The following is a 19040-nucleotide window of genomic DNA, read 5'->3' on the forward strand; positions in this document are numbered from 1 at the left end:
CCGGAATGATATTAATTAAATGAACACATCCCTGGTTACCACAAACTAATCCCATCCTGGGAGAGGTGTTTTAAAACGTCAGCCACGCGCTGTCCACCAGGGAACGCGCAATCAGGCGCAATTTCCAGCAGAGGAACCAACATAAATGCGCGGTTTTTCATATCGTAATGCGGCACGGTAAGCATAGGTGTTGCGATAGTCAGATTACCGAACAGCATAATATCGAGATCGAGCGTACGCGGCCCCCAACGTTCTGCTTTGCGCACACGACCATGCTCTAACTCAATACGTTGAGTATGAGCCAGTAAGTCTTCCGCAGACAGTTCAGTTTCCAGTGCGACGGCAGCATTTAAGTAATCAGGTTGGTCTTGTGGGCCGAGTGGCGGGGTGCGGTAGAAAGAGGAAATGGCAACCACCCGGCTTTGCGGAATGGTTGCAATGGCGTCAAGCGCGTGAGTCACTTGCTCAAGCGGAGACGCCTGGTTGCTGCCTAGCGCGATGTACGCAAGCGTCATGCACTTCCACCGCTGCGCGGTGCACGCTTACGCGGGCGACGATGACGGCGGCGGACGGCTGGCTCATCACCTAACACATCGAGCATATCTTTTTGCGCAGGGGGAGCCGCGACCTGGAATTCACCCCACCATTTAGTCAGGCGTTGTAATTCCTGGTTATTTTCTACTTCTGCACGCAGCGCCAGTAAATCGTACGCCGCACGGAACTTAGGATGCTCCATCAGTTTCCATGCGCGTTTGCCCTGGCGGCGCGACAGGCGAAGTTGCAAGCCCCAGATATCACGCACCAGTGTGGTAATGCGTTTTGGAATCGCCAGCGCACGGCAGGCTTCATCCAGCACTTCATTCATTGCCAGTGCGAATGCGTCCATATAAGCAAGGCCGCTTTCCTGAGTCAGCTTCTGAGCCATCTCAAGCTGCGGATACCAGAACATGGCAGAGAACAAGAAGGCCGGATTGACGCGCATATCGTTATGAATGCGATTGTCGGTGTTCTTCAGCACCTGGTCGATCATGCGTTCCATCGGGCTGTCACCCTGCTCGGTAAAGTAGCGGGTGATGGATGGGAATAACGGCTGGAACAGCTGGTATTCGCGCAGTAATTCGTAGGTCGCGTAACCGTGGCCAGCTTGCAGAAGTTTCAGTGATTCTTCGAACAAACGAGCTGGCGGCACATCATTAATCAGGGTAGCTAAACGCGGAATCGGCTCGCCGGTTTCCGGGCTAATCGTCATATTCAGCTTGGCGGCGAAACGCACAGCACGCAGCATACGCACCGGGTCTTCGCGGTAGCGGGTTTCAGGGTCGCCAATTAAGCGGATAACGCCGTTGCGTAAATCACGCAGGCCACCGACATAATCACGCACTGAGAAATCAGCCACGCTGTAATAGAGGCTATTGATAGTGAAATCGCGGCGCTGGGCATCTTCTTCGATAGAACCAAAAATGTTGTCGCGCAGCAACATACCGTTCTGGCCGGTCTGGGAAGTCTGTTTATCAGACTTCTGCTCTTCGTGGTGCCCACGGAAAGTGGCGACTTCAATGATTTCCGGCCCAAACATGACGTGAGCCAGACGGAAGCGGCGGCCAACCAGGCGGCAGTTGCGGAACAGTTTACGAACCTGATCCGGTGTTGCGCTGGTGGTGACATCAAAGTCTTTCGGGCGTTTGCCAAGCAAAAGGTCACGAACACCGCCACCCACGAGGTAAGCCTCATAGCCTGCTTTGTTCAGACGATAGAGCACCTTGAGGGCATTTTCACTGATATCTTTGCGGGACAGAGCGTGCTGGTCACGCGGAATTACCGTGATTAGCGGGAGATCTTCATTCTCCTCGACCACGACATCATCGCGGTTAAGCACCTTGCGGCAAAAATTAGCGACTCGGGTAAAAATAGTACACCTCGGCAGTGTCAATCATAGGGACAAAAAAAACAGCGGCTAATCATAGCTCAGTGTGTGGCATTTGAGAACGACGTATTCACGACGAGCCTGGCACAATGGCTTTCAGCGACCAGGTTTGGACCGCTTGAGTGAGTAACTCACTCAACGTCAAATCTTGCCAATGAGCGATTTCCGGCTGATTCAAAAATGTTAGCGCAGCATGGATTACGGGACGCGGATCGCCTTGTGGAAGGGCTGGCGCGTGATTTTGCTTCGATAATTTTGCGCCATGTTCATTAAGCACCAAAGGCAAATGAACGTAATCTGGAACCTTCCAGCCAAATTGTTGATACAGCGAAATTTGTCGAACGGTTGGCTCAATTAAATCGGCACCGCGCACAATTTCGCTCACGCCCTGGAAATTATCATCCACCACTACAGCAAGATTATACGCAAATAACCCATCACGACGGTGAATGATAAAATCTTCACGCGCCAGGGATTCGTCAGCAATTAACGTTCCGTATAGTTTATCTTCAAAACTTAATACCGGATGGCGTTGCACAAAACGCAGTGCCGCATTATCTGACCCGTGATTTAGCGTGCGGCAATGGCCATCGTAAAACCCGCCGATTTGTTGAATTCGGCTGCGAGTACAGGTGCAGTAATAACTCAAACCTTGTTTTTGTAAAAACGAAAGGGCTTCACGATAAGCCTCATGGCGTTGTGATTGCCATAAAACCTCGCCATCCCAATGCAAACCGTAATGGTCTAATTGCTGCAATATGGTGGTCGCGGCTCCCGGCACTTCGCGCGGCGGGTCGATATCTTCGATACGCACCAGCCACAGGCCGTGTTGAGAGCGAGCTTGCAGGTAACTGCCGAGTGCGGCAATCAACGAACCGAAGTGGAGTTCACCCGAGGGCGAGGGTGCAAAGCGCCCAATGTAGTGAGATGTGGTCATTTTTCAGGGAGCTAGAAATGAATAAGGCGGGAGAGACTCCCGCCTTTGAAAGTGATGAAATCGCGAGCTGTTAGCCAGCCATTTGTTTTTCGCGGATTTCTGCCAACGTTTTGCAATCAATGCACAAATCAGCTGTCGGGCGAGCCTCGAGGCGGCGGATGCCGATTTCAACGCCACAAGATTCGCAGTAGCCGAAATCTTCGTCTTCTACTTTCTTAAGGGTCTTCTCGATTTTCTTGATCAGTTTACGTTCCCTGTCACGGTTACGCAGTTCGAGGCTGAACTCTTCTTCCTGGGCTGCACGGTCTACCGGGTCCGGGAAGTTTGCTGCTTCGTCTTGCATATGCGTCACCGTGCGATCAACTTCATCCATAAGTTGGCTACGCCAGGCTTCAAGAATAAGCTTGAAGTGCGACAGCTGGGCTTCGTTCATATACTCTTCGCCCGCTTTCTCCTGATATGGCTCCACCCCAGCGATGGCGAGGATACTCAGGGACGATGTTTTACGCTTTTGCCCTTCTTGCATGTTGTTTCTCCTTAACACGCACTATCGGTCCCCTGTTCGGGGGAAAATCAGGCCGCTATAAATAGCAGATGCTTTTCAGGATGGCAATTATATAAATTCCTCTCTTGACAACCCTGTGAAGAAAAGCGTATTTACGCGAGCCGCCAGCACACAAAACAGACAAACGTTAACTGCTCTTTATTAAGAAATTATAAACAGACAGGCAACGGCGAAATTAGAGTAAGCCCTCGGGCAGAAAGTTCGGCCTTATAAGCAATTATTTCTACTCCGCACTGTTGCGCCTCGTATAACAGTTGCGCGTATTTTGCGTCGATGTGGCGTGCCGGGGAAACTTGAGTAATAGCAGAATGCAATACTGCAAACAGCAATACCGCGCGTTCGCCCTGCAAAACCACGCTCATCAATTCCCGCAAATGCTTCTGGCCACGGAGGCTGACGGCGTCTGGGAAATAGCCACATCCTTGTTGTGATAACGTGACTGATTTCACTTCAATATAGCAGTTAACCTTGCAATCTGCTTGTAACATAAAATCAATGCGGCTGCGCTCAGCGCCGTATTTCACTTCGCTTTTGATGGTGGTGTAACCCGTTAATTCCGTTATGCTTTCTGTGCTTAGCGCCTCCTTCACGACGGCGTTTGCACGCAACGTATTCACACAAATAAACTCGTCGTTTTGCGTCTGCGTTATTTCCCAGGTATGAGGATATTTGCGGGTCGGGCTATCTGAGGTGGAATACCAAACAGTGTCGCCGGGCGTTGCACAACCGGTCATTGCCCCTGTGTTTGGGCAATGTAACGTCAATTCTTCACCGGAAGAGGTAACGACGTCGGCCAGAAAACGTTTGTAGCGTTTGAGCAGCGTGGCCTGCTGCAACGGCGGGGTAAATTCCATTCACTCTTCCTTATTACTTAGTGTCCAGCGTTGTAATTCCTGGTAACGAGTGCGGCCCTGTCTGAATACAGACTCATACAGGGCAAATTCATCGACCTTAAACTGCCAGCGAAAATTAGGTGGTGGGATGGTGACCGCTCGCGGCGTGTTGCGATAAAGCGTGATATGCGGATGAAACGGCTGCGGGCTTTGGTAACAGCCATTACGCGCCGCCTGGGAACGTAACATATTCGCCAGTTGAATTAATCCTAAAGGTGCGTGACGCGGGCCAATCCACACCACGTTCGAGCGCAGCCATTGCCCGGCATCGTCTATCGCCAGGGTAAAACCTTTCTGTCGAATGCGCCCGGCGAGTTGGCTCAACGCTTTTTGTTTATCCGCGCTGATATCACCCAAAAAGGCCAGCGTCAGATGCAAGTTTTCGGCGGCCACCGGGCGTCCGGTATCTTCAGGGAACTGTGTGGCGCGCCAGTGGATAATCTGTTGTTGCACCTCTTTGGGTAGCTCAAGGGCAAAAAACAGACGGCGAGTCTCAGCCATATTGGTTCTCTCAATAATGTCTTGTCGTAATGCTACAATAGCGAACTTCGCATCATACCCGTTTGGAGCCGTCTGTGTCGTCATTACCGGTTGCCGCAGTGCTACCCGATATTCTTAACGCCTTGCAAAACGCGCCGCAGGTTTTACTGAGCGCGCCAACGGGTGCCGGTAAATCAACCTGGTTGCCGTTGCAGATTTTACAGCAGGCAAACTTAGGTGGACGCATTTTACTGCTGGAACCTCGTCGCCTGGCGGCACGTAATGTTGCACAGCGTCTGGCTGAGTTATTGGGTGAAAAGCCCGGTGAAACAGTCGGCTACCGGATGCGTGCCGAAACCTGTGTTGGGCCAAATACGCAGCTTGAAGTGGTAACCGAAGGTATTTTGACGCGCATGATTCAGCACGATCCTGAACTCACCGGGGTGGCGCTGGTTATCCTCGATGAATTCCACGAACGCAGTCTGCAAGCCGATCTGGCGCTGGCGCTGTTACTCGACGTGCAGCAAGGCTTACGTGACGATCTCAAACTCCTGATTATGTCGGCAACGCTTGATAACTCACGCTTGCAGCACTGTTTACCTCAAGCGCCGGTTATCAGTTCTGAAGGGCGGGCATTTCCGGTAGATCGTCGCTACAGCCCGTTTTCAACTCACCAACGTTTTGATGAAGCCGTCGCCATAGCGGTGGCGAATTTGCTGCGTGAAGAGTCAGGCTCGTTGTTGCTGTTTTTGCCCGGCGTGGGTGAAATTCAGCGTGTCGCGCAGCAACTGCAAGAGCGCGTCGCAAGCGATGTTCAGCTTTGCCCGTTATATGGTGCATTGCCTTTGGGCGAGCAGCGCAAAGCGATTTTGCCTGCGCAGAACGGCATGCGCAAAGTGGTACTGGCGACCAATATCGCCGAAACCAGTCTGACCATCGAAGGCATTCGCCTGGTCGTGGACTGCGCGCAAGAGCGCGTCGCCCGTTTTGATGTGCGCACCGGGTTAACGCGCCTTGTCACTCAGCGCATTAGCCAGGCATCGATGATTCAGCGTGCCGGGCGAGCAGGGCGTCTGGAGCCGGGGATTTGTTTGCATCTTATCAGCGCGGAGCAGGCTGAGCGTGCGAGCACTCAAAGCGAGCCGGAAATCCTGCAAAGTGACCTCTCCGGTTTGCTGCTCGATTTACTGCAATGGGGCTGCTCTGACCTGAATCAACTGACCTGGCTTGATACGCCTCCTGCCGCCAACATTGCCGCTGCACGCACTTTATTACGCCAGCTCAACGCGCTTGATGACCAAAACCGGCTTACGCCCACAGGCCAGAAAATGGCGAGCCTTGGTAACGACCCGCGTTTTGCCGCCATGTTAGTCAATGCGAAAACGGCAGATGAACAGGCGACCGCTGCCCGCATGACGGCGATTCTTGAAGAGCCACCGCGAGGCCAGGACAGCGATTTGCGGAACGCGTTTAGCCGTCGTCAGGAAAACTGGCAGCAGCGCAGCGGGCAATTGTTAAAAAGGTTGAACAGTCGTGGCGGCGAAGCCGATTTTTCTCTTGCCGCACCGTTATTGGCGCAGGCCTTCCCCGACAGAATTGCTCGCCGCCGGGGCCTGGATGGTCGCTACCAGTTAGCCAACGGCATGGGGGCGATGCTCAACCAGGACGATCCGTTAACGCGTTACGAATGGCTATTAGCGCCGCTATTGTTGCAGGGGAGCAATACGCCCGACGCCCGTATTTTGCAGGCCATTCCTCTGGACATCGACGCACTTGCGGCGCAGTGTCCGGCTTTGCTAACGCAAAGCGACTCCGTGGAATGGGATGAAACGCAAGGCACCCTCAAAGCATTTCGCCGCACGCAGATTGGCAAACTGGTGCTGAAAGTTCAGCCGCTGGCAAAACCCTCCGAAGACGAGCTGCATCAGGCGATGCTTAACGGCATTCGTGATAAAGGTTTGGCCGTTTTGAATTGGTCGCCTCAGGCGCAACAGTTCAGAACACGTCTGGCCTGTGCGGCAAAATGGCTGCCCGAAATGAAATGGCCTGAAGTTTCAGATAACGCCTTGCTCGGAGCGCTAGATCGCTGGTTATTACCTGAACTGCATGGTGTACACTCGCTGCGGGCATTAAAAAACATTGATGTCACACGTGCGTTACAGAACTTGCTCGACTGGAACGCGCGCGTACGTCTGGATAGTGCGCTGCCAACTCATTACACTGTGCCGACCGGAAGCCAGATAGCGATTCGCTATGACGATGAAAACCCGCCTGTTCTTGCGGTTCGTATGCAAGAAATGTTTGGCGAGGCACAAACACCGGTGATTGCCGATGGTCGTGTGCCGCTGGTTCTGGAACTGCTCTCCCCGGCGCAGCGCCCTTTGCAGATAACGCGTGATTTAACCGCATTCTGGAACGGTGCATACCGGGAAGTGCAAAAAGAGATGAAAGGACGTTATCCAAAGCACGTCTGGCCGGATTCGCCAGCAGATGCGCTGCCAACGCGGCGCACTAAAAAGTACCAATAACTTTGAGAGATTTCCTCTTTTGCGTTGAGCGAAAGAAAGGAAAATCAGGCCGTGCGCCTTATTTTGGTGGAGAAAGCAATGGCGGGGAATGACCGCGAACCTATTGGACGTAAAGGCAAACCTTCACGTCCCGCAAAAGAGAAAGTCAGCCGTCGTCGAGTCCGGGAAGAGGAATACGACGCGGATTATGACGATGATTACGATGACGAGGAACCGATGCCGCCACGTAAAGGAAAAGGCAGCGGCAATGGCCGTCCGCCACGTAAAAAGCGCCGCTGGTTGTGGTTCTTAGTAAAACTGTTTGTGGTCTTCGTGGTGCTGTTTGTGATTTACGGCGTCTACCTTGACCAGAAGATTCGCACGCGTATTGATGGCAAAGTCTGGCAGCTCCCGGCGGCAGTTTATGGCCGTATGGTGAACCTTGAGCCGGATATGCCCTACAGCAAAAAAGAGATGGTCAACCTGCTGGAAGCGACTCAGTACCGTCAGGTAACTAAAATGACGCGTCCTGGTGAGTTTACGGTGCAGGGCAATAGCATCGAGATGATCCGTCGTCCGTTCGATTTCCCTGACAGTAAAGAAGGGCAGATCCGCGCACGTCTGGTGTTTGATGGCGACCATCTGGATTCTATCCAGAATATGGATAACAACCGTAGCTTCGGCTTCTTCCGTCTGGATCCGCGCCTGATCACTATGTTGTCTTCGCCTAATGGCGAGCAGCGTCTGTTTGTGCCGCGCACCGGTTTCCCGGAGCTGTTGGTTGATACCCTGATTGCCACTGAAGACCGTCATTTCTATGAGCACGATGGCATCAGCTTCTACTCTATTGGTCGTGCGGTGCTGGCGAACCTCACTGCCGGTCGTACCGTGCAGGGCGCGAGTACGCTGACGCAGCAGTTGGTTAAGAACCTGTTCCTGTCGAGCGAACGCTCTTACTGGCGTAAAGCGAACGAAGCGTACATGGCGCTAATCATGGATGCGCGTTACGGCAAAGATCGCATTCTTGAGCTGTACCTGAACGAAGTGTATCTCGGCCAGAGCGGCGATAACGAAATTCGCGGTTTCCCACTGGCGAGTCTGTACTACTTCGGTCGCCCGGTTGAAGAACTGAGCCTTGACCAGCAAGCGTTGCTTGTGGGGATGGTGAAAGGGGCGTCGATTTACAACCCATGGCGTAACCCGAAACTGGCGCTGGAGCGACGTAACCTTGTGTTGCGCCTGCTGCAAGAGCAGAAGGTGATCGACCAGGAATTGTACGACATGCTGAGTGCTCGCCCGCTGGGTGTGCAACCGCGTGGTGGTGTGATTTCGCCGCAGCCTGCGTTTATGCAGATGGTGCGCAATGAACTCCAGACAAAACTTGGCGATAAAGTTAAAGACCTGTCTGGGGTGAAGATCTTTACTACGTTTGACTCCGTGTCCCAGGATGCGGCAGAAAAAGCGGTGAGCGAAGGGGTTCCGGTACTGCGTGCCTCCCGTAAGCTCAAAGATCTCGAAGCGGCCATGGTCATTGTTGACCGTTCGACCGGCGAAGTTCGTGCCATGGTCGGCGGGGCAGAAACGCAATTCGCAGGCTTTAACCGTGCGATGCAGGCCCGTCGTTCCATTGGTTCTCTGGCGAAACCAGCGACGTATCTGACGGCTCTAAGCCAGCCGGATGCGTACCGTCTGAATACCTGGATTGCCGATGCGCCAATCGCGCTGAAACAGCCAAACGGGCAAGTGTGGTCGCCGCAAAACGATGACCGTCGTTACAGTGAGAGTGGTAAGGTCATGCTCGTGGACGCGCTGACGCGTTCGATGAACGTGCCAACCGTCAACCTGGGTATGGCGCTGGGCTTGCCAGCAGTAACCGATACCTGGGTCAAACTCGGCGTGCCGCAGAACCAGTTGCACCCGGTTCCGGCTATGTTGCTGGGGGCGCTGAACCTGACGCCAATCGAAGTGGCTCAGGCGTTCCAGACCATTGCCAGCGGCGGTAATCGCGCAACGCTGTCGGCGTTACGCTCGGTGATTGCTGAAGACGGTACCGTGTTGTATCAAAGCTTCCCGCAGGCGGAACAAGCTGTTCCACCTCAGGCGGCGTACATGACGCTGTTTACCATGCAGCAGGTTATGGCTCGCGGTACGGGGCGTGCGTTGGGTGGCAAATATCCGAACCTGCATCTGGCAGGTAAAACGGGGACGACCAACGATAACGTCGATACCTGGTTTGCCGGTATTGATGGCAAAGAAGTGGCGATTACCTGGGTTGGGCGTGATAACAACCAGCCGACTAAGCTGTACGGTGCAAGCGGTGCGATGTCGTTGTATCAGCGCTACCTTGCTAACCAGACGCCAATTCCGTTGGTGCTCAATCCACCGGAAGATATCGTCGATATGAGTGTGGATAGCGCGGGTTACTTCCAGTGCGGCGGTGGTGGCGATCGTACGTTGCCAGTGTGGACGACGAATCCAGACGGTTTGTGTCAGCAAAGCCAGCAGGCTGAGCAAAACAACAATCCGTTTAGCCAGTCGCAGGGGCAGCCTCAACAACAGCAGCCGCAGCAGCAGCAGCAACAACAGCAACAACCGCAGCAACAGCCAGAAAAAAGTGATGGCGTTGCTGGGTGGATTAAGGACATGTTCGGCGGTAACTAATCCTCGCTGTATTCTGAAAAAGCCTCCGTTTGTAACGGGGGCTTTTCTTTTTTGTTAAGTCCATGCAATTACTCTGGTTAATTATTATTCCCTCGCACTCGTTAGGGGTGTGATCTGCTTGCTATGCACTTTCCGTTTCGTCTATTATTCTGCGGGCATAATAATAATTATCGTTTACGTTATCATTCGTCACTTCATCAGAGAAACCATAATGGCGCGTTTAAGAACTGGACAACCAGTCAACACCTCTCTCCGTAAACTTGCATTTTTTGTTGCGGCCACCGTGAGCGGTGTGAGTGCATCAAGTTTTGCAGCAGACAACACAACAACTAAAGAAGACACCATCACCGTTTCCGCAAACGCTGCGGCTGATGAAAGCGCGTGGGGCCCGTCCCCAACTATCGCGGCTAAACGCAGCGCGACCGCGACTAAAACAGACACCCCAATCGAAAAGACGCCGCAGTCTATTTCGGTTGTGACCAACGAAGAGATGCAGATGCATCAATTCCAGTCGGTGAAAGAAGCTCTGGGTTACACCCCCGGCGTGACAGTAAGCAGCCGTGGCGCTTCGAACACCTATGATTTTGTTATCATTCGTGGCTTTTCCTCTGTTGGCCTGAACCAGAACAACTATCTGGATGGCCTGAAAATGCAGGGCGATTTCTATAATGATGCTGTCATCGACCCTTATATGCTGGAACGTGTAGAACTGATGCGTGGCCCGACTTCCGTGTTGTACGGAAAAAGCAGCCCGGGCGGTATCGTTTCTATGGTCAGCAAGCGCCCGACCACAGAACCGCTTCATGAAGTTCAGTTCAAAATGGGCACAGACAGCCTGTTCCAGACGGGTTTTGATTTCAGCGACGCGCTGGACGACGATGGCGTGTATTCCTACCGCCTGACCGGTGTTGCGCGTTCAGGTAACGAACAGCAGCAGGGTGCAGAATCGCAGCGTTATGCTATCGCGCCTTCTTTCTCATGGCGTCCGGATGACAAGACTAATTTCACCTTCTTGTCCTATTTCCAGAATGAACCAGAAACCGGTTATTACGGCTGGTTGCCAAAAGAAGGGACGGTGGAACCACTGCCAGGCGGTGGTCACCTGCCAACCGATTTCAATGAAGGTGCCACGAACAACAGCTATTCCCGTAACCAGAAAATGGTCGGTTACAGCTTCGAACACGGTTTTAACGACACCTTTACCGTGCGTCAGAACCTGCGTTTCGCTGAGATGAAAGTGGATCAGCAAAGCGCGTACGGCACCGGGCTGTGTAACAACAGCATGAATGCCTTCAACGTTTACTGTCAGGCATTGTCACCAGAGCAGCAGGCGCATTATTTGGGTCGCGGCACGGTTGTTGATAAAGAACGTCTGCAAAACTTTAGCGTTGATACCCAACTGCAAAGCAACTTCGCGACTGGCGCGGTTGAGCACACCCTGTTAACCGGTGTGGATTACTCGCGTATGCGTAACGATATCAGCGCCTTGTTTGGTAATGCTCCTCCGCTGGATTTGAATAATCTGCCGCCAATGGAACCGGTTGATTTCGGCGAAGCTGTGCCTTATCAGATGAACGAAAGCGAGCAAACCGGTCTTTACGTTCAGGATCAGGCTGAGTGGGACAAATGGGTGCTTACGCTGGGTGGTCGTTACGACTGGTCTAAGCAAGCGACCACGGTGCGCAGCGACAATGGTTACATCGAGCGTAACGACAAACAATTTACCTGGCGTGGCGGTGTGAACTACCTGTTTGATAACGGTATTTCACCATACATCAGCTACAGCCAGTCTTTCGAGCCTAACGCCTTTAGCCTGTACAGCACGCCACGTGTCGCTTATGAACCTTCCAAAGGTGAGCAATACGAAGCGGGCGTGAAGTATGTACCGAAAGATATGCCGGTGGTGATTACCGGTGCGGTCTATCAGCTGACCAAGTCTGATACGCTGATGACTGACCCAACGAATGCTTTGAACCAGGTTCCTGCGGGTGAAGTTCGTGCGCGTGGTGTGGAACTGGAAGCGAAAGCGGCTCTCAATGCCAACATCAACGTCACCGCTTCTTATACCTATACCGATGCGGAGTACACCAAAGACACCACTTTGCAAGGCAACACGCCTGCGCAAGTGCCAGAACACATGGCTTCGCTGTGGGGTGATTACACCTTCAACGATGGCGTGCTGAGTGGTCTGACTCTGGGGACGGGCGGTCGTTTTATTGGTTCAAGCTACGGCGATCCGGCTAACACCTTCAAAGTCGGCAGCGCAGCGGTGCTGGACGCAGTGGTCAAATATGACCTCGGTCGTTTCGGTCTGAATGGTTCAAGCATTGCGGTAAACGTGAACAACCTGCTTGACCGTGAATACGTTGCCAGCTGCTTTGAAACCTATGGTTGCTTCTGGGGCGCAGAGCGCCAGGTTGTTGCGACTGCAACATTCCGCTTCTAAGTGTATTCGGGCACGGTTCGCCGTGCCCATCAACAAAGATGGCTCCCATGCAGGACAAACACCTTCATCCCGATACCACGTTTAGCCTCACTGACGTTACCTTCCGCGTACCCGGTCGCACGCTTCTCCATCCTCTGTCGATTACCTTTCCTGTTGGAAAAGTAACGGGTCTGATTGGGCATAACGGCTCGGGGAAATCGACGCTGCTGAAAATGCTGGGCCGCCATCAGAAATCTTCTGCCGGGGAAATTAATCTTAACGACCAACCGCTGGATAGCTGGAGCAGCAAAGAATTTGCGCGCAAAGTCGCTTATTTACCGCAGCAACTTCCGGCAGCAGAAGGCATGACCGTGCGTGAGTTGGTGGCGATTGGTCGCTATCCGTGGCACGGCGCGCTGGGCCGTTTTGGCGTGGCGGACAGGGAACTGGTTGATGAGGCGATTACGCTGGTTGGCCTGAAGCCTTTTGCTCATCGCCTGGTTGATAGCCTTTCCGGTGGCGAACGCCAGCGGGCATGGATTGCGATGTTAGTCGCGCAAGACAGCCGCTGCCTGTTGTTGGATGAACCAACGTCGGCGCTGGATATTGCCCATCAGGTTGACGTCCTCGCGCTTATCCATCGCCTGAGCCAGGAACGCGGTCTGACGGTGATTGCCGTTCTGCACGATATCAATATGGCCGCCCGCTATTGCGATAACCTGGTGGCGCTGCGTGGCGGTGAAATGATTGCTCAGGGAACCCCTGCCGAATTAATGCAAAGCGAAACGCTGGAGAAGATTTACGGTATTCCTATGGGGATTCTGCCACATCCTGCGGGTGCGGCTCCGGTGAGCTTTGTTTACTAATGAGTGAATTGATTAATCCTTCAATGAGCCGTCGCCAGCTACTGGCGGCACTCGCGCTCTCGCCGTTACTGCTCAAAATGGGCAATGCTCACGCGTCTTCAATTGACTCTCACCGCATTGTGGCGCTGGAATGGTTGCCCGTTGAACTGATGCTGGCGCTGGGTGTAAAACCCTATGCGATGGCCGATATCGCCAATTATCAAGCCTGGGTCGGCGAGCCAAAATTGCCTGATGGCATTATCGACGTTGGGCTGCGAACTGAACCTAATCTCGAGCTTCTCACCCAGCTAAAACCGTCGCTGATTCTCTATTCCGCAGGCTACGGCCCGGCACCTGAAAAAATGGCGCGCATCGCACCCGGTCTAGGTTTTAGTTTTAACGATGGCTCAGGCAAACCGCTGACCGTCGCTCGCAAGTCTCTGACAGAACTGGGCGAAAAACTGGGGATGCAGCAGGCAGCAAAAGATCACTTACTGAAATTTGACCAGTTTATCGAGCAGATGAAACCCCGCTTTGCCGGGCGTGGTGATAAACCCGTTTTACTGATGACATTATTAGATTCCCGCCATGCGCTGATTATCGGCAAAAATAGCCTGTTCCAACAGGTGATGGATTTGCTCGGAGTGAAAAATGCCTGGTCTGGTGAAACTAACTTCTGGGGCAGCGCGGTGGTTGGCCTGGAGCGTTTAGCCGAAGTGAAAGACGCCGACGTCATCTGTTTTGATCACAATAATGACGCGGAAATGGCCCGCGTGATCGCCACTCCGTTGTGGAATGCGATGCCTTTCGTGCGCCAGAATCGTTTCCAACGAGTCCCTCCGGTCTGGCTTTATGGCGCGACGCTTTCGGCCATGAGCTTCACGAACACGCTGGCGAAAGCCATAGGGAGCCAGGCGTGAAGCATCGTCATGCTTTGTTCCCGGCGATCTTGTTATTGCTGCTGTTTGTGATGGCCTGCGCGTTGACGCTGCACAATCTCAAGGCTCAGCTTCCATCTGCCCTGTGGGTATCCGCCTGGTGGCAGCCAAATATCGATGACATCGATCAGATGTTATTCCACTACAGCTTGTTGCCTCGTCTGGCCATTTCCTTATTGGTCGGGGCAGGGTTGGGATTGGTGGGCGTGCTATTCCAACAAGTGCTGCGAAACCCGCTTGCTGAACCCACCACGCTTGGCGTGGCGAGTGGTGCGCAGCTTGGCGTTACTGTCGCGACGCTGTGGGCGCTGCCCGGTGGCTTCGCGACGCAACAATTTGCGGCCTTAGTTGGGGCGGGCGTCGTCGGTTTACTGGTATTCGGTGTCGCCTGGGGTAAACGTTTATCACCTGTGACGCTCATCCTCGCCGGTTTGGTACTGAGCCTGTATTGCGGCGCGGTGAATCAATTACTCGCGATTTTCCACCACGACCAGTTGCAGAACATGTTCCTGTGGAGCACCGGTTCGTTGAACCAGCAGGACTGGGATATCGTGAATGGCCTGTGGCCGCGTCTGGTTGGCGGATTGTTATTAACGCTGTTGCTGTTGCGCCCGCTAACGCTGATGGGCCTCGACGATGGCGTGGCGCGTAATCTTGGCCTGGCGCTTTCCATGGTGCGCCTCGCGACGCTGGTGCTGGCGATTGCCATTAGCGCAATGCTGGTCAATGCGGTGGGGATTATCGGTTTTATCGGTTTGTTTGCACCGCTTCTGGCGAAAATGCTGGGGGCGCGTCGCCTGGTGGCTCGGCTATTCCTCGCGCCGCTTATCGGGGCATTAATTCTCTGGCTGTCGGATCAATCCGTTATCTGGCTCACCAGCGCATGGCGTGAAATTTCTACCGGCACTGTGACGGCTTTGATTGGTGCGCCGTTGCTGCTCTGGCTTCTGCCGCGTCTGCGAACGGTGGGTACGCCTGCCATGAACCAGGGCGATAACGTTCCGGTTGAACGTCAGCATCTGCTCTGGTGGGGGTTGATTGGCAGCGGCGTGTTAGCGTTGGTTATCGTCACCGCATTGACGATGGGGCGCGACGTACAGGGTTGGAATTGGGTGAGTGGTTCGTTATTCCACGACCTGTTGCAGTGGCGCTGGCCGCGCGTGCTGGCTGCTCTCACTGCGGGCATGATGTTGGCCGTCGCCGGGAGCGTGATTCAGCGTTTAACCGGCAACGCGATGGCAAGTCCGGAAGTCCTGGGCATCAGTTCTGGTGCGGCATTTGGCGTGGTGGTGATGCTGTTTATTGTGCCTGGAAATGCCTTTGGCTGGTTATTCCCGGCGGGCAGTCTGGGTGCTGCGGTGACGCTTCTGGTGATTATGGTCACTGCCAGCCGTGGCGGTTTTTCCCCGCAGCGCATGTTGCTGGCCGGGATGGCGCTGAGTACCGCGTTTACCATGTTGCTGATGCTGTTGATGGCAAGCGGCGATCCGCGTATGGCGGGAATACTCACCTGGATTTCCGGTTCAACGTACAACGTGACCGGCGACCAGGCTGTCAGAACGCTGATCCTGATGGTTATCTTATTCGCGCTGACACCGCTTTGCCGCCGTTGGTTGATGATTCTGCCATTAGGTGGCGCGACCGCTCGGGCAATTGGTATGGCGCTGACGCCATCACGCTTTGCGCTGCTTTTGCTGGCTGCAACGTTGACCGCAGCCGCAACGATGACCGTTGGCCCGTTGAGTTTTGTCGGCTTAATGGCTCCGCATATCGCCCGGATGTTAGGTTTCCGGCGTGCAATGCCGCAACTGATTATGTCGGCGTTATTCGGTGGGATGCTGATGGTCGCGGCGGACTGGTGTGGGAGAATGATTTTGTTCCCGGATCAGGTTCCAGCCGGGTTGTTGGCGACGTTTATCGGTGCGCCGTATTTTGTTTATTTGCTGCGTAAACAGACACGGTGATTTGTGTTCACCCTCTCCCTGAGGGAGAGGGTCGGGGTGAGGGGCAAAAGATTACAGCTTCGCAAACACCCGACGCGCAGCGTCAATCGTCTTCTGAATATCTTCTTTCGAATGCGCAACTGACATAAAGCCTGCTTCAAATGCAGACGGTGCCAGGTAAACGCCTTCTTCCAGCATCAAATGGAAGAACTTCTTAAAGCGCTCAACGTCACACGCCATCACATCCTTATAGCTCGTCACAGACTCTGCATCGGTGAAGAACAAGCCGAACATGCCGCCGACGTTATTGACGACCAACGAAATGTTTTCTTCTTTCGCGGCTTTCAACAGCCCATGCGCCAGCATTTCAGTCAGCTCAGTCAACGTCTGGTGAATACCTGGTTGAGAGACTTCTGTCAGGCATGCGTAACCTGCGGCCATTGCGATTGGATTACCAGAAAGCGTACCCGCCTGATAAACGGGGCCGGTTGGTGCCAGAGCGTCCATGATTTCACGGCGGCCACCGAATGCACCGACTGGCATACCGCCACCGATGATTTTACCCAGGCACGTTAAATCAGGCTCCACGTCGTAGTAAGACTGCGCGCCCGCCAGGGCAACACGGAAGCCAGTCATCACTTCGTCGATGATAAACAGGGCGCCAAACTCATCACACAGGGCGCGTAAGCCCGGCAGGAAATCGGCATTTGGTGGAATGCAGTTCATGTTGCCCGCAACCGGCTCAACGATGATACAAGCGATATCCTGCGGATACTGCTCGAATGCCGCACGCACGCTGGCGAGATCGTTATAGGTGCAGGTGAGGGTGTGTTTGGCAAAATCAGCCGGAACGCCCGGTGAATTTGGCTGGCCGAGGGTGAGTGCACCAGAACCCGCTTTTACCAGCAGGCAGTCAGCGTGGCCGTGATAGCAGCCTTCAAATTTGATGATTTTATCGCGCCCGGTGAAACCGCGAGCCAGACGAATCGCGCTCATGGTGGCTTCAGTACCGGAGTTCACCATGCGAACCATATCCATGGTTGGAACCAGTTCAGTCACCAGTTCTGCCATTTTCACTTCCATCTCGGTTGGCGCGCCAAAGCTCAGGCCGCGTTCCACCGCTTCAATCACCGCATTACGGATAGCCGGATGGTTATGACCCAGAACCATTGGTCCCCATGAACCGACATAATCGATATAGGCTTTGCCGTCAGCATCAAACAGGTAAGCCCCGTCAGCGCGTTCGATAAACAGCGGTACACCGCCGACTCCGGTAAAGGCACGAACCGGTGAGTTCACCCCGCCAGGGATGACTTTGCGTGCGGCAGCGTACAGGTTTTCAGACTTACTCATGAATCGGCTCCTGATTCGTGGAAATAGTGGCAACACGCTATTCTAAGGGAAACTCTCGAAGTTATGAAAGTTTTGCCCAAACGCGTCGAGAGAGTAGAATGCCCCCTCGATTTGTATTACCAATAAATGATTAGCCTAATGAATCACTCCCACCCCTCTTTCGAAGCACAGCAAGTTGTGCGCTTACGCAGGGGCGACATGGTGCGTCGCCTTATGAGGCAGGATAAAACGCCTGTCGCTATTCTCTTCATGGCCGCGATAGTAGGGACGTTAGCCGGTTTAGTTGGGGTCGCTTTTGAAAAATCAGTGACCTGGGTACAACAGAATCGCCTTGCGATGCTGGCGCATGTGGCGGATTACAGCCTGATTGTCTGGCCGCTGGCATTCATCAGTTCAATGCTTTTGGCGATGCTCGGTTATTATCTGGTGCGCCGTTATGCACCTGAAGCGGGCGGCTCAGGTATCCCTGAAATTGAAGGTGCGCTCGAGGAGTTACGCCCGGTGCGCTGGTGGCGCGTTATCCCGGTGAAATTCATCGGCGGTATGGGAACGCTGGGCGCGGGCATGGTGCTGGGTCGCGAAGGCCCAACGGTGCAGTTGGGGGGCAATATCGGCCGCATGGTGCTGGATATTTTCCGGCTGCGCGGTGCCGAAGCGCGCCATTCACTGTTGGCGACGGGGGCCGCAGCGGGTTTATCGGCCGCGTTTAACGCACCGCTGGCGGGTATTTTGTTCATCATCGAAGAGATGCGCCCGCAGTTCCGTTACAACCTGATTTCGATAAAAGCCGTGTTTATCGGCGTGATTATGTCGAGCGTGGTGTTCCGTATTTTCAACGGTGAAAGTGCCGTCATTGAAGTCGGGAAACTGGCTAGTGCACCGGTTAACACATTATGGCTGTATCTGGTGTTGGGAATGGTCTTTGGCATCGTTGGCGTGTTCTTTAACGCAATGGTGTTCCGTACTCAGGATATGTTTCAGCGTTTCCACGGCGGCAATCTTAAAAAATGGGTGATTATCGGCGGCCTGTTAGGTGGAATTTGTGGCGTTTTAGGGCTGATTCAGCCGGCTGCTGCTGGCGGTGGATTCAACCTGATACCTATCGCGGCGGCGGGTAACTACACTATCGGCATGCTGCTATTTATTTTTATTGCCCGCGTGATTACCACCTTATTGTGTTTCGCATCCGGTGCACCGGGCGGGATCTTCGCCCCCATGTTGGCATTGGGGACGTTGCTGGGAACGGCTTTCGGAGCCGCTAGTGTCGCCTGGTTCCCGGCGTATCACCTTGAAGTTGGGACATTTGCGATTGCCGGAATGGGCGCGTTATTTGCGGCATCGGTACGTGCGCCGCTGACAGGAATTGTGCTGGTTCTGGAAATGACAGACAATTATCAGCTCATTCTGCCAATGATTATTACCTGCCTTGGCGCGACACTATTGGCACAATTTCTCGGTGGGAAACCGCTATACTCCTCGATTCTTGAGCGCACGCTGGCAAAACAAGAAGCCGAACAGCGGGCGAAAGAGCAGCAAACCCCAGCCGGGGAGAATACTTGAACGATTTAC

At 53.8% G+C, this 19040-nt stretch carries 13 protein-coding genes and 1 pseudogene; 7 read left to right on the top strand and 7 right to left on the bottom strand.

What is annotated here, in order from left to right; translation table 11 throughout:
- Positions 1-35 precede the first annotated feature (35 nt).
- From folK to thpR, 6 genes and pseudogenes are all read right to left on the bottom strand, one after another.
- Positions 36-515 (bottom strand): 2-amino-4-hydroxy-6-hydroxymethyldihydropteridine diphosphokinase, encoded by a 480-nt coding sequence (folK, locus tag M2371_RS19465; protein WP_259268495.1) that lies wholly within the window; start codon positions 513-515, stop codon positions 36-38.
- Positions 512-1909 carry a polynucleotide adenylyltransferase PcnB gene (gene pcnB, locus M2371_RS19470; RefSeq protein WP_210434936.1) on the bottom strand — a complete coding sequence of 466 codons (1398 nt, stop codon included), beginning with the start codon at positions 1907-1909 and terminating at the stop codon, positions 512-514. Before pcnB ends, folK begins: the two co-directional genes overlap by 4 nt.
- Positions 1910-1965: 56 nt before the next feature.
- Positions 1966-2861: pseudogene (gene gluQRS, locus M2371_RS19475) on the bottom strand (tRNA glutamyl-Q(34) synthetase GluQRS).
- 70 nt (positions 2862-2931) lie between these two features.
- Positions 2932-3387 carry an RNA polymerase-binding protein DksA gene (gene dksA / locus M2371_RS19480; RefSeq protein ID WP_034493443.1) on the bottom strand — a complete coding sequence of 152 codons (456 nt, stop codon included), beginning with the start codon at positions 3385-3387 and terminating at the stop codon, positions 2932-2934.
- Between the two features lie 188 nt (positions 3388-3575).
- Positions 3576-4280, bottom strand: coding sequence for a DNA/RNA nuclease SfsA (gene sfsA / locus M2371_RS19485; protein WP_172895507.1), 705 nt, complete (start codon positions 4278-4280; stop codon positions 3576-3578).
- Complete coding sequence (gene thpR, locus M2371_RS19490) at positions 4281-4820, bottom strand: RNA 2',3'-cyclic phosphodiesterase (RefSeq protein WP_034493445.1); 540 nt, start codon at positions 4818-4820, stop codon at positions 4281-4283.
- A 74-nt stretch (positions 4821-4894) separates the two neighbouring features.
- Here thpR and hrpB point away from each other — a divergent pair, with 74 nt between their 5' ends.
- The 6 genes from hrpB to fhuB all read left to right on the top strand — a co-directional run bounded on the left by hrpB (position 4895) and on the right by fhuB (position 16139).
- Entirely contained in the window at positions 4895-7327 is a 2433-nt protein-coding gene (hrpB, locus tag M2371_RS19495; protein WP_259268496.1) for an ATP-dependent helicase HrpB, read from the top strand.
- 78 nt (positions 7328-7405) lie between these two features.
- Positions 7406-9967, top strand: a complete 2562-nt coding sequence (mrcB, locus tag M2371_RS19500; RefSeq protein ID WP_259268517.1) for a bifunctional glycosyl transferase/transpeptidase — start codon at positions 7406-7408, stop codon at positions 9965-9967.
- 211 nt (positions 9968-10178) lie between these two features.
- Positions 10179-12413 carry a ferrichrome porin FhuA gene (gene fhuA / locus M2371_RS19505; protein WP_172895505.1) on the top strand — a complete coding sequence of 745 codons (2235 nt, stop codon included), beginning with the start codon at positions 10179-10181 and terminating at the stop codon, positions 12411-12413.
- A 47-nt stretch (positions 12414-12460) separates the two neighbouring features.
- Positions 12461-13258, top strand: coding sequence for a Fe3+-hydroxamate ABC transporter ATP-binding protein FhuC (gene fhuC / locus M2371_RS19510; RefSeq protein ID WP_172895504.1), 798 nt, complete (start codon positions 12461-12463; stop codon positions 13256-13258).
- An 8-nt stretch (positions 13259-13266) separates the two neighbouring features.
- Entirely contained in the window at positions 13267-14157 is an 891-nt protein-coding gene (fhuD, locus tag M2371_RS19515) for a Fe(3+)-hydroxamate ABC transporter substrate-binding protein FhuD (RefSeq protein ID WP_232062631.1), read from the top strand.
- Entirely contained in the window at positions 14154-16139 is a 1986-nt protein-coding gene (gene fhuB / locus M2371_RS19520; protein WP_259268497.1) for a Fe(3+)-hydroxamate ABC transporter permease FhuB, read from the top strand. The genes fhuD and fhuB overlap by 4 nt, the downstream gene beginning before the upstream one ends.
- A 51-nt stretch (positions 16140-16190) precedes the next feature.
- Here fhuB and hemL read toward each other — a convergent pair whose 3' ends face one another.
- Positions 16191-17471 carry a glutamate-1-semialdehyde 2,1-aminomutase gene (hemL, locus tag M2371_RS19525; protein ID WP_259268498.1) on the bottom strand — a complete coding sequence of 427 codons (1281 nt, stop codon included), beginning with the start codon at positions 17469-17471 and terminating at the stop codon, positions 16191-16193.
- Positions 17472-17609: 138 nt separating this feature from the next.
- Here hemL and clcA point away from each other — a divergent pair, with 138 nt between their 5' ends.
- A complete protein-coding gene (gene clcA, locus M2371_RS19530) occupies positions 17610-19031 on the top strand; it encodes a H(+)/Cl(-) exchange transporter ClcA (protein ID WP_034493469.1) in 1422 nt (473 codons plus the stop codon).
- The last annotated feature ends 9 nt before the right edge of the window (positions 19032-19040 follow it).

This window comes from Buttiauxella sp. BIGb0471, from assembly GCF_024807715.1.
GTDB lineage: Bacteria > Pseudomonadota > Gammaproteobacteria > Enterobacterales > Enterobacteriaceae > Buttiauxella > Buttiauxella agrestis.

Excerpts from the sequence above, each read along its gene's own strand:
- folK (WP_259268495.1), bottom strand. The coding sequence starts at position 515 with ATGACGCTTGCGTACATCGCGCTAGGCAGCAACCAGGCGTCTCCGCTT.
- dksA (WP_034493443.1), bottom strand. The coding sequence starts at position 3,387 with ATGCAAGAAGGGCAAAAGCGTAAAACATCGTCCCTGAGTATCCTCGCC.
- sfsA (WP_172895507.1), bottom strand. The coding sequence starts at position 4,280 with ATGGAATTTACCCCGCCGTTGCAGCAGGCCACGCTGCTCAAACGCTAC.
- thpR (WP_034493445.1), bottom strand. The coding sequence starts at position 4,820 with ATGGCTGAGACTCGCCGTCTGTTTTTTGCCCTTGAGCTACCCAAAGAG.
- mrcB (WP_259268517.1), top strand. The coding sequence starts at position 7,406 with ATGGCGGGGAATGACCGCGAACCTATTGGACGTAAAGGCAAACCTTCA.
- fhuA (WP_172895505.1), top strand. The coding sequence starts at position 10,179 with ATGGCGCGTTTAAGAACTGGACAACCAGTCAACACCTCTCTCCGTAAA.
- fhuC (WP_172895504.1), top strand. The coding sequence starts at position 12,461 with ATGCAGGACAAACACCTTCATCCCGATACCACGTTTAGCCTCACTGAC.
- hemL (WP_259268498.1), bottom strand. The coding sequence starts at position 17,471 with ATGAGTAAGTCTGAAAACCTGTACGCTGCCGCACGCAAAGTCATCCCT.
- clcA (WP_034493469.1), top strand. The coding sequence starts at position 17,610 with ATGAATCACTCCCACCCCTCTTTCGAAGCACAGCAAGTTGTGCGCTTA.